A 10,718-nucleotide genomic window follows, 5' to 3' on the forward strand; every position below is an offset into this window, starting at 1 on the left:
TGGGAGCTTTAACGTGAGTAACGAATTAATTTTTGGCTTTCATTCAATCGAAGCCATTTTGAATAACGCGCCGGAGCGCTTTTTAGAAATTTATGCACTAAAGGGACGTGAAGATCAGCGTTTAAATCAAGTCGTAAACGATGCCCGTAAGTTTGGTATTTCAGTGCAGTTTATGCAGCGTAAAGCGCTTGATAACAAAGCGAATGGCGAGCAACATCAAGGCATTATTGCCAATGTTAAAGCGGCGCGCGCCTACAATGAAAAAGATCTTGATGAGATCATTAAAAGAGAAACCACACCATTTTTCTTGGTGCTTGATGGGGTAACGGATCCTCACAACTTAGGTGCATGTCTGCGCAGTGCTGATGCAGCAGGTGTACATGGTGTGATCGTACCAAAGGATAAGTCTGCAAAGCTAAACGGCACTGCAAGAAAAGTAGCGTGTGGTGCGGCAGAAACGGTTCCGCTTATCCAAGTAACCAACCTTGCTCGCACATTGCGTGATATTAAAGAAGCTGGTGTGTGGGTTGTGGGTACGGCAGGCGAAACCGATACAGCCGTTTTTGATGCAAACCTGACTGGGCCTATGGCCATTGTAATGGGCGCTGAAGGTGATGGCATGCGCCGCTTAACTCGAGAGCATTGCGATGAACTGGTTAAGATCCCGATGGTAGGTAGCGTGTCTAGCTTAAATGTATCGGTTGCGACCGGTGTATGTCTATTTGAAGTGTTAAGGCAGCGCTCAGCACTTTAATCATTTAATAAGCGCCGGCTTTCACGGCGCATCTTCTGCAGCTTTAAGAGCTCGCAAGGTAAACTTGCTCCTACTCAGGTCTACTTTTGGTAGGAGCCAATTTAATCGGCGAGCTTTCTTTGGTAGGAGTCGATTTACTCGGCGAGCTTTTAATAATCCGCAAGGTAAACTTGCTCCTACTCAGCTCTACCTTTGGTAGGAGCCGATTTATTCGGCGAGCTTTCTTTGGTAGGAGTCGATTTATTCGGGGAGCTTTTTTAAAACCCGAAAGGTCGCCTTACCCCCACACAATTGTACAGGGCATTACCCCATTAAAATCGCTTGCAACTCTCTAAGAGACTCTACGGTATAGGTTGGCTTGATATGCTCGGGGCAGACTTTGCCATCATGCTTTAACCAACAGCTATCAATCCCAAAGCGGTTTGCGCCTAAAATGTCACTCGCTGGCGTGTCGCCAACCATTAATACTTTGGATTTATCGGGGTTCCCCAACAGCGCTAACGTATGCGCAAAAATACTCGGATCTGGCTTGGCTTTACCCACCAACTCAGAGATCACCACTTCAGAAAAACGATCCACAAGGCCGGTATGTTCCAATCTTTTTTGCTGAAGCGCGGCAAATCCATTGGTAATAATAGCCAAAGTACATTGGCCTTTCAGGCTGTCGAGTAATGCTTTTGCACCCGGTAGCGGTTGGCAAATTTCTGCCATCGCTGCCAAGAATCCCGCATTGAGCGATTCAGGCGCAACATTAAGTTTTTCAGCCCAGCGGCTAAAACGCGTTACCTGAAGTGTTTTTGCGTCAATTTCACCATTTTGATACTGCACCCAAAGTGGCGCATTCAAGCTGTTATATTCTTCGTAGTCCTCGTCAGTGAACACAACGTCATATTGAGTAAACAGCGTTTGTAATCCAAGTTTGGCATTAAAGCTAAATAAGGTTTCATCCGCATCAAATAAAATATGTGTATAGTTCGGCATTATAAATACATCTCTGGGTGATTAAAGGGTGCCATCGCGAGTAATAAGGCTTGCGTGTAGCTACTTTCTCTGGTGGCAAGATGGTTGGTTAGTAAACCGATAGCACCGCCTTGCTGCTTGATATTGGTGGTGTTGAACAGGTCGTCCATTACATGTCCTAGCTCTTCACCTTGTTCAAGACGTGTGTACACCGACGCCGGTAGAGGCAAATTACAACTACGACCGACACTCCTACGATGGTTATCCGCAATGACGACATAAGCAAAAGTAGCTGCACCATATTCAAATTTGGCAGCGCCTCCTTCCATGGCACAATAAAAATCCGCTTGATGATGTTGCTGTAAGTAAGTAACACGATTCTCTGCGCCTTCGCGGGTGGCTTGTTCACCTAAAGGCTGATCCGCAACGAGACTCGGTGCTGAGATACCCTGACAGTCAATTTTTGCATTGGGAAAGTACTGCGCAAAGATGGTTTTTGCAGCATTGATTTTTACTGGGTTTTTAGACCCCACTAAAATGGTAAGCACGTCCATATAACAACTACTCGTGATGCCCTAAAAGGCGTCAGTGTAAAGTGTGATATGGAGCGATGCAAGGAAGCTATTATTCCTTATCAAAACATAAGCTGGGTTAAATCGGTAAATCGACTGGCGCCATATTCTCAAGGGCGCGTTTCTTTATTAATAATTCTTTGATAAGTGGAGTCAGCACCAACTCCATTGCCAATCCCATTTTTCCGCCCGGCACAACTAACGTGTTTACACGAGACATAAAGCTGCCCTCAATCATTTGTAAATAGTAAGGGAAATTAACATCTTCGATGCCACGAAAGCGGATAACTACAAAGCTTTCGTCTAATGATGGTATGTCTTTAGCACTGAATGGGTTAGAAGTATCTACGGTGGGCACGCGTTGAAAGTTAATGTGCGTGCGAGAAAACTGCGGGGTGATGTGATTAATGTAGTCATCCATTGAGCGCACAATTGACGTCATGACCGCTTCTTTGGAGTGGCCGCGCTCGTTGGTATCGCGAATGAGCTTTTGGATCCATTCAAGGTTGATGATAGGCACCATGCCAATCAATAAATCAACATTGCTGGCCACATCATATTCGGGGGTTACAACACCGCCGTGCAGCCCCTCATAAAACAGCATATCGGTGTTTTGTTCTAGTTCTTGATAAGGAGTAAAAGTGCCCGGTAGCTGATTAAATGGCACGGCATCGTCAAACGTATGAAGGTAGCGACGGACTTTGCCATTGCCGGTTTCGCCATAGCTTTTGAACAGACTTTCTAATGCGCCGAAGTCATTGGCTTCTTCACCAAAGTAGCTAATGTGCCTACCTTCTTGCAGCGCTTCGCGACGCAATTTATCCATTTCTGGGCGAGTGTAGCGATGAAAGCTATCGCCTTCGACATAGGCGGCTTTGGTATTAAGACTGCGGAATATGTGTTTTATCGCGCTTGTCGTTGTTGTAGTGCCTGCGCCTGAACTACCAGTAATGGCGATAATAGGGTGTTTGTCTGACATAAATCTGCCTTAGCTTTCATCATCCGTTAATTCGATGTTACGCGAAGCAAAGTTTTTGGCAAGCTTTGCTTGAGGGCGAGTGTTGGGTATCATAGCGGGGTGATATAACTACAATGAAAAATCAAAGGAACGTCCATGCCCATTTCAATGCGTGTGAAGCTCGCAGTTTGTCTATTCGCTTTCGCGTCCTGTTTACCGGCTTATTCAGCCATGCCCAAAAGCCAAATTTGGCTAGCTGAATTAGGTGAACATTTTAGTGCTAAACCAATTACCGAAAACACCGCGTATTTTAATCAGCCGCTAGTGACTGATTCTGGGGTTTACTACACCGCGGAAGTTAGCGCTGATGGCAATAGTCAAACGGATCTGTTTTTCTACGATTTTCAAAGCCAAAACACAACCAACCTCACGCAATCCCCTGTCTCAGAATATTCGCCCACATTACACCCGAATGGGGAAGGGTTAACGACGATTGTGGTTGAGGGATCCGGTAAGCAAAAACTGTGGTTTTATCCGTTTGATCAGGCTACAAAACCAAGTCGTGTTTTTGAGCATATCGAGCCTGTGGGGTATCATGCTTGGGGGAGCAACCAAGATCTGATTATGTTTATTTTAGGTGCGACTGAGAGTGCTCCGCATACCTTACAGTACACAGATATTAACGGCCATTTACCACAAATTCTTGCCGAAGATATTGGCCGAACTTTGTCTTACAACCGTGCGCGTGACGTATTTGCTTTTACTTATCAAGTCAATGGCTTGATGTGGTTCGCAACCTACCACAGAGAGAGCGATCATATTCAGCGATTTTTTGCTCTTCCCAGTCAGGTGCAAGATTATACTTGGTTGGATGATAATAAAGTGGCATATGCACTAGATAATAAAATTTATTACCGGGATTTAAATGCGCCTAAAAAAGTCCACTTATTAAGAAACTTAAGAAGTTACTGTCAGACTTCAATCTCTCGCTTGAGCTTTTTTGATAACAAGCTGGCATTTGTATGCCACAGCGAAGACTGATAGCAATATATTAAATTGCATGTTAAACGCAATGCATAGACAACAACCATAGGAATAGATATGACGATTCTCGTAACAGGTGGCGCAGGCTATATTGGCTCTCACACTGTATTAGAGCTGCTACAGCAAGGCAAAAAGGTAGTGGTCGTAGATAATCTAAGCAATTCTCAGCAGACTTCATTACATAGAGTCGCTGAGATAGTAGGAAAGGAAGCTGCATTCCATCAAGGTGATATTCTTGATAAGGCATTTCTTGATAGTGTATTTGCGCAATATGATATTGAAGAAGTGATCCACTTTGCCGGTTTAAAAGCCGTAGGAGAGTCGGTTCAAAAGCCAATCGAGTATTATCAAAATAACGTCCAAGGTACGTTGACGCTCCTTGATGCAATGCGTGATGCTAATGTCTTTAAGCTTGTTTTTAGTTCGTCAGCGACGGTCTATGGAGATCCTGCCAGTCTTCCTATTCGTGAAGATTTCCCTGTTGGTGGCACAACCAATCCTTATGGTACGTCAAAGTTGATGGTTGAAATGGTATTACAGGATGTCGCTAAATCAGACCCGCGTTGGGCCTTTGCTATTTTGCGTTACTTTAATCCGGTTGGTGCACACGAGTCGGGGCTAATTGGTGAAGACCCAAATGGTATTCCCAATAACTTATTGCCCTATATCTCACAGGTTGCTGTTGGTAAGCTGGCGAGTTTAGGCGTATTTGGTAACGACTATGACACCAAAGACGGCACGGGCGTGAGGGATTACATTCATGTGGTTGACCTTGCTATTGGCCATTTAAAAGCGCTTGAGAAAATCGCAGTAGCAGCAGGCACACACATCTATAACTTAGGTACTGGCAATGGCTACTCAGTACTTGAGATGGTTACTGCGTTTGAAAAGGCTGCAGGCAAAGCTATACCCTATGATATTAAGCCGCGTCGCGATGGTGATATTGCCGCCTGTTATGCTGCGCCTGAAAAAGCCAAATCCGAATTAGGCTGGCATGCAGAGCGTGGTCTGGATGCCATGATGCAAGATACATGGCGCTGGCAAAGCAATAATCCAAACGGTTATAAATAACCTAAACTCAGGATAACAACCAGAGCCTCTGTTGCTTCTCTTCGCCTTTGCCATTTAGGGTAAAGGCGAGGTTTCATTGAACTTCATTACTACATCAATTTTAGTTTCATAAAACTGTCATGCCGTTGTCACCTAAACTCGGTTAAATAATCTGGTATAGACCAGTTTAGAGGCAAGTTATGAACAACGATTATTTACTCCTGACGCCAGGCCCACTTAGTACCTCTCACACCGTGAAAGAAGCCATGTTGAAAGACTGGTGCACTTGGGATGATGAATATAACCAAGGTGTAGTGCAAGTTATTCGCAAGCAACTTTGTGAAATTGCGGTTGCAGATCCGCAGTATCGCAGTGACTACAGTGCAACCTTAATGCAGGGCAGTGGTACAGCAAGTGTAGAGGCGGCTATTGGGACTTTTATTCCTAAGTCTGGCACTTTACTGGTTATCAATAACGGTGCTTATGGTGCGCGTATTATTGAGATAGCCAATTATCTCAATATTAATGTAATAGCGCTCAATTTTGTTGAAACCGAATTGCCGCAACTTGAGCAGATCTCACAAGCGCTTGAGCAACACCCAGAGATCACCCACGTAGCAATGGTACACTGCGAAACCACAACGGGGATGCTGAACCCGGCTAAACGCGTAGCGGAGCTTGCGAAACACCATAATAAAGTAATGATCCTTGATGCCATGAGCAGTTTTGGCGGCATTGAGATGGATATGCATGAGTGGCAAATTGATATCCTCATCAGCTCAGCAAATAAGTGTATTCAAGGTGTTCCAGGTTTTGGCTTTGTGATCGCAAAAACGGCGCTGCTGGTTGCCTCTGAAGGACAAGCACGTTCACTCTCGCTGGATCTTCACGCCCAATGGAAAACCACGGAAAATCATCATGGTAAATGGCGTTTTACCTCGCCAACGCATGTTGTCAGGGCTTTTGCCAAAGCACTAGAAGAATTGGCGCAAGAGGGAGGCGTTTCTGCGCGATTTAAGCGTTACAGCGAAAATCAAAAACAACTCGTTAGCGGCATGAGAGCTCTTGGTTTTGAAGCCTTGTTACCAGAAGCCATGCACTCACCTATTATCACTTCTTTTTATTCACCAAGTGACGAAAGCTATGAATTTAAGCGCTTTTATGAGGCATTGAAGCAAAAAGGATATGTAATTTACCCCGGCAAGGTATCAAACGCAGATTGCTTTAGGATCGGTAATATTGGCGAAGTGTATGCCGCAGATATTAGCGGACTACTCGAAGCTATCGCACAAGCAAAATACTGGTAAACCGTCAGAGTAGGAGCCGCTTTACGCGGCGATGGGTTACTGGTAAGCCGCCAGCGTACAGCGTAGGAGGTGGATTGCGATTGGCTTTTTTCATTTGTATTTACACTAAAGTAAGTGTAATTGGCGGATTTATTCAATAATTATAATGGACCTCTTCTTATATTGGTAACAATAAAAGGAGCGAAACCATGAGTAGAATAAGTTTTTATTTGAAAAATAAAATGATAGTGCCAGTTGCGTGGTTAGCGATTGCTAGCCCAATTGCCCATGCTGAGTTTTTACTAGGTGCTACATTTGGTGAAAATAGTAAAACCTACTACGTTAAACAGCAAGATTCCTTCTTATATAAAGCCAAAGCGACATGGCAAGCGGAGCGCTTTGAACTCGATATAGCGAAGGGGCACCCATCTCAGTTAGGTAAACTATTGATTGTAGATGATACCGTCACAGCTTTTGACCAGTTTGGTGAGCTAATTTGGCAAGATAACAAGGAAGATACCGACAAGTTATGTCTGCCAGAACTTTTTGGTGAATTTATCAAGGCACATGCAGAGCAATTACTTAACGGAGAAAAGCTAAAGTGTTTAGGGCCAGTTTTAAAGGCTAAAAAGCTGGCACCATTTATGGTGTCATACAAAGGTGAAAAGGCAGGAAAACACCGCTTTCAAGTAGGGCCTGGCTCACTCGGAATGTGGTTATTTATGGACAGCGTTGATATTTACTTTAACGAAAATCTAAACCGCATAGTGTCTTACGCAGGTATCACTCCGGCACCAGAAGATAAACGCAAAAAAATGGCGTATTTGGAGTTTCAAGGGACGCTCGACAAAGATAACCAAGTGGCGCTCATCCGTAACTCCCCGTTATGGTAATACAAAGATTATACGTAGCGCAGTTAATCAGTTTATGTTGATGTGGGTATATTGCTTCGGTGACATACCCGTCCACTTTTTAAAAATGCGGCTAAAGTGAGCTTGATCTGAAAATCCGCATACAAATCCTACCTCTGCAAAACTGGTGTTATTTGACAATAATATTTGGCTTGCCTTTTGGACTCTGACTTGTTGTAGCAGCACGGCAAAATTGGTATTCTTCTCTTTTAATCGTCGCTGTAGGCTGCGTGTAGAAAGTGCCAACCACTTAGCCACTTTTATGATATTGATGTCTAATAGGCCTAGTTTTACCATGGCTGCTTTGGTTTGTTCTTTTATGCAGCCACCTGCTTCAGAAAATTTGCTGTCTCTTTTTATCTTTGTGGTTTTGTCAGGCAAAGACCAATGGATATACCAGTGTTGTCCTTGGCGGGGTGCTAACGGCGTTGACACCCAGAGGCTTGGATAACTAAAAATAGCCGTTCGCGCATTAGATGTTGGGTTTAGTGTGACAGGTTTGTTTGTAACTTGATGAAGTAAAGCACAAAGCACACCCAAAACCGCTAAGTCCTCGGCACATGAGGGTTGAATGCTGGTTCTTGAACGATGGCGGATCTTTACGTAAGTGTCAGAAAACTCACAGTCAATAAAGTGATTGCTGTGTATGTACTTTTCCAACCGCTGCCATTTATGTAGCAAGGATGTAGGTGAGCTTTGATATAGCAGTGCATTACCAGTTGGTGTATCGAGGAGTGTTTCAACACCAACGGCAATTTTTAGCAATGTTTCTAGGCCATATTGTGAGGCAACGTAGGAGACAAACTCTTTTTTCGTCTCAAGCGGGACAAGCGCATGACTAAAGCCGTTATTATTTGTACAGCACCCAGCTGTAAGCCGCTCTAACCCAGTTTGTAGCAAATTTAACATGGTGCTGCTGGCAAAAGCGGCACTGCGGGGCGATATATGATTATTCATATTTTCTCTTTTTGTCCAAAGCCTTGGCTATTTATTTGATATAGGTTGCGTGACGTTTTGTTTTAACCGCTGTTGTTGGAAAGTAATTGTTTTGGCTATCTTCTTTCCTATCCAAGGTATTTTGGGTAACCAGTTTGGTGCACGTGAGACAATAAGAACCACGGCTGTGAACCACAGTAACTTGCCAAAAAACACGGTTGCTACAATCAAATACCCAGATATTCCTGCCAGTAAGCTTAATACAACCATAGTTCTTGGCGGCGTCGGAAGTAGCGACATCAAGGCTAACGCGTACAGTCCATACTCATTGATATAGTGTTTAAGTGTTTGCCACTTTTCAAAGTTAGCAGAACCTTGAGAGGGAATAGCATTTTGCAAAAAGCTTTCTAACATCGTTGCGAGGAGAATGAGAATACTTGAGCCCGCAGCTGCTGCGATTGCAAACATCAGTGCAATAGTCAGTATTTTTTTAGGCTGTAGCCAAGCCAGCAGCATGACCGATGTCTGAGTTGGCAATGCAGGAACAAAGAAATCACCAATTGATAACCCAGAAAGCACCACGATCGCCTTAGGCTTTTTGCCATTTTCTGAAATCCAATTTAGCACTCTTCGTGCTAATGTCACTTTAGTCGTCATGGTTTCTATCCTTATGCTTTTAACATGATATTTTCGATGAGATTAGGAAATAGCTTTCTCAGCAACATCACAATGCGCATTTTACCTACTTTAATTTCTGCTTGACCTTTCAAAGCGCCAGCAACGATTTCCTTCGCTGCTTGTTCTGGCGTGATTTTTCCTGTGCCTCGACCTCTGGTCATATCAGTATCCACTAACGGGAGAATAGCTTCACATACCTTGATTTGACTCTGGTGTAATTTGATTTGTCCACGAAAAGACTTACAAAAAGCCCGTAGTCCAGCTTTATTTGCACAGTATATTGGTGAGCTTTGCTTTGGTGCGATTGCTAACCCTGAAGTAACGAACACCCAAGAGCCGTTGCTACGACGGATATTATCGAACAATAATCGGGTGAGCATGATGGGTGCGGTAAAATTAATCTGGGTTTCATGCTCAACTGAAATGACTTCATTATTTGCTACAAATAAATCCCTAGGCTGCTGCACGCCTGCGTTATGAAACACTATATCCAGGGTTTTTCCCTCTAAAGCGTTAGCTAAGGAGGTAAGCTGTGCTTGCTCAGATAAGTCGCATACATACCAGCTTACGTTTGGCTGCTTTGTTTTTGCGTTGGCCACTGAAGCGGCGCTGCTTCCAGTTGCAATAACCTGATAGCCTTTTGACAAGCATAGTGTCACTAATGCCTCTCCAACGCCGCGCGTACCGCCAGTTATTAATACCATTTTTGTCATTTATAATCCCCTAAAAAAGCCAAAATCGATTGCCTTATCAAATCTCGCCAGTCCGAGATACTCAACGTACTTACCCTTTATATTTCGATCTCTCGGTTCTAACAGACCGTCAATTTTAATCAGTCGCTGAGAACCTTTTTCATAATGAAAGTCAGTTGAACCAAATAGCAGGCGCCAAAACCACTTTTTTGGTGTGACACTGATAACTGTGCTGGAGTCTGTGTCTTTTTTATGAAGTGTTATCCCTGTATGTGCTTGTACTTTGAGTACGGTGTAATCTAAGTGAATGCGCTTGCCTTGCATTAAATCCTGCCAATGCTTTGCAATTTCGAATGGCACGCTCAGCAATGTGCAAGGTAAATTTGCAAATATGAGCGGTTTCTTTTTTTCGCTATGCTTAGTCCGATAGCTACTCAATACGCTAGTGCCTTTAAATTGGTTGACTTCTAAGCGGCCTTTTTCTTGTAAATGGGGCTGGGACATTTGCGCGCTAACCAGCCCGTGTTGTTGACACCACACAACCTCCTCGGCGGCTATTTCTTCATCACTTGCACTTTTCCAGCTACGACGAGCCTTAAAATGGCCGCCCGTTAGCGCATCAATTTGTAAGCTGTATGCAAACATGGCGCGTGAATTGAGATGTTTTTTATTACTTACCTGCGCTGTAGTGAGCCAAGTTTGTAGGGAGTTCATTTCTGTCATGTCTTGTCCTTTTCCAGTGTTATTTACTTACTGTAATTAAAGGAAGAGAGAACTTATTGAATATTTGCGCCAGAGATCTGCTTATTTCAGGTATGTGATTGTGTGGTTTATTCGCAAGATAGGAAATGTGGATAGGTTGTCGTGCTAAAGCACG

General features: G+C 43.8%; 12 protein-coding genes. 5 read left to right on the forward strand and 7 right to left on the reverse strand.

Features of this window, described 5'->3' with window-relative positions; genetic code table 11:
• The first annotated feature begins 13 nt into the window (after nt 1-13).
• On the forward strand, nt 14-754 hold the full coding sequence (gene rlmB, locus CWC03_RS17505) for a 23S rRNA (guanosine(2251)-2'-O)-methyltransferase RlmB (RefSeq protein WP_138582979.1): 741 nt from the start codon (nt 14-16) through the stop codon (nt 752-754).
• A gap of 303 nt (nt 755-1,057) precedes the next feature.
• Here the strand turns inward: rlmB and yjjG are convergent, their stop codons facing one another.
• From yjjG to CWC03_RS17520, 3 genes are all read right to left on the reverse strand, one after another.
• Nucleotides 1,058-1,735, reverse strand: a complete 678-nt coding sequence (gene yjjG / locus CWC03_RS17510; RefSeq protein WP_128728801.1) for a pyrimidine 5'-nucleotidase — start codon at nt 1,733-1,735, stop codon at nt 1,058-1,060.
• Nucleotides 1,735-2,268: an inosine/xanthosine triphosphatase gene (gene yjjX / locus CWC03_RS17515; RefSeq protein ID WP_138582980.1), complete on the reverse strand. Its 534-nt coding sequence runs from the start codon at nt 2,266-2,268 to the stop codon at nt 1,735-1,737. The genes yjjG and yjjX overlap by 1 nt, the downstream gene beginning before the upstream one ends.
• Nucleotides 2,269-2,365: 97 nt before the next feature.
• On the reverse strand, nt 2,366-3,265 hold the full coding sequence (locus CWC03_RS17520; protein ID WP_138582981.1) for a phosphoribulokinase: 900 nt from the start codon (nt 3,263-3,265) through the stop codon (nt 2,366-2,368).
• A 135-nt stretch (nt 3,266-3,400) separates the two neighbouring features.
• Here CWC03_RS17520 and CWC03_RS17525 point away from each other — a divergent pair, with 135 nt between their 5' ends.
• The 4 genes from CWC03_RS17525 to CWC03_RS17540 all read left to right on the forward strand — a co-directional run bounded on the left by CWC03_RS17525 (nt 3,401) and on the right by CWC03_RS17540 (nt 7,517).
• Nucleotides 3,401-4,285 carry a TolB-like translocation protein gene (locus tag CWC03_RS17525; protein WP_045987948.1) on the forward strand — a complete coding sequence of 295 codons (885 nt, stop codon included), beginning with the start codon at nt 3,401-3,403 and terminating at the stop codon, nt 4,283-4,285.
• A 60-nt stretch (nt 4,286-4,345) separates the two neighbouring features.
• Nucleotides 4,346-5,359 (forward strand): UDP-glucose 4-epimerase GalE, encoded by a 1,014-nt coding sequence (gene galE, locus CWC03_RS17530; RefSeq protein WP_138582982.1) that lies wholly within the window; start codon nt 4,346-4,348, stop codon nt 5,357-5,359.
• 179 nt (nt 5,360-5,538) lie between these two features.
• The gene (gene phnW, locus CWC03_RS17535) at nt 5,539-6,645 is read left to right on the forward strand and encodes a 2-aminoethylphosphonate--pyruvate transaminase (RefSeq protein ID WP_138582983.1); all 1,107 of its coding nucleotides are present in this window, start codon (nt 5,539-5,541) and stop codon (nt 6,643-6,645) included.
• Nucleotides 6,646-6,833: 188 nt separating this feature from the next.
• A complete protein-coding gene (locus CWC03_RS17540; RefSeq protein WP_138582984.1) occupies nt 6,834-7,517 on the forward strand; it encodes a hypothetical protein in 684 nt (227 codons plus the stop codon).
• A gap of 27 nt (nt 7,518-7,544) precedes the next feature.
• On the opposite strand, the gene CWC03_RS17545 is transcribed toward CWC03_RS17540, so the two are convergent.
• Genes CWC03_RS17545 through CWC03_RS17560 form a run of 4 tightly spaced genes read right to left on the reverse strand, consistent with a single transcriptional unit; the run spans nt 7,545 to nt 10,564 of the window.
• A complete protein-coding gene (locus CWC03_RS17545) occupies nt 7,545-8,492 on the reverse strand; it encodes a helix-turn-helix domain-containing protein (protein ID WP_138582985.1) in 948 nt (315 codons plus the stop codon).
• A 27-nt stretch (nt 8,493-8,519) separates the two neighbouring features.
• Nucleotides 8,520-9,128, reverse strand: a complete 609-nt coding sequence (locus CWC03_RS17550; RefSeq protein WP_138582986.1) for a hypothetical protein — start codon at nt 9,126-9,128, stop codon at nt 8,520-8,522.
• Between the two features lie 11 nt (nt 9,129-9,139).
• A complete protein-coding gene (locus CWC03_RS17555) occupies nt 9,140-9,862 on the reverse strand; it encodes an SDR family NAD(P)-dependent oxidoreductase (protein ID WP_138582987.1) in 723 nt (240 codons plus the stop codon).
• Nucleotides 9,863-10,564: a hypothetical protein gene (locus CWC03_RS17560; protein ID WP_138582988.1), complete on the reverse strand. Its 702-nt coding sequence runs from the start codon at nt 10,562-10,564 to the stop codon at nt 9,863-9,865.
• Nucleotides 10,565-10,718 lie beyond the last annotated feature (154 nt).

The sequence above is a fragment of the Pseudoalteromonas sp. S2755 genome (assembly GCF_005886535.1).
Classification (GTDB): Bacteria; Pseudomonadota; Gammaproteobacteria; order Enterobacterales; family Alteromonadaceae; genus Pseudoalteromonas.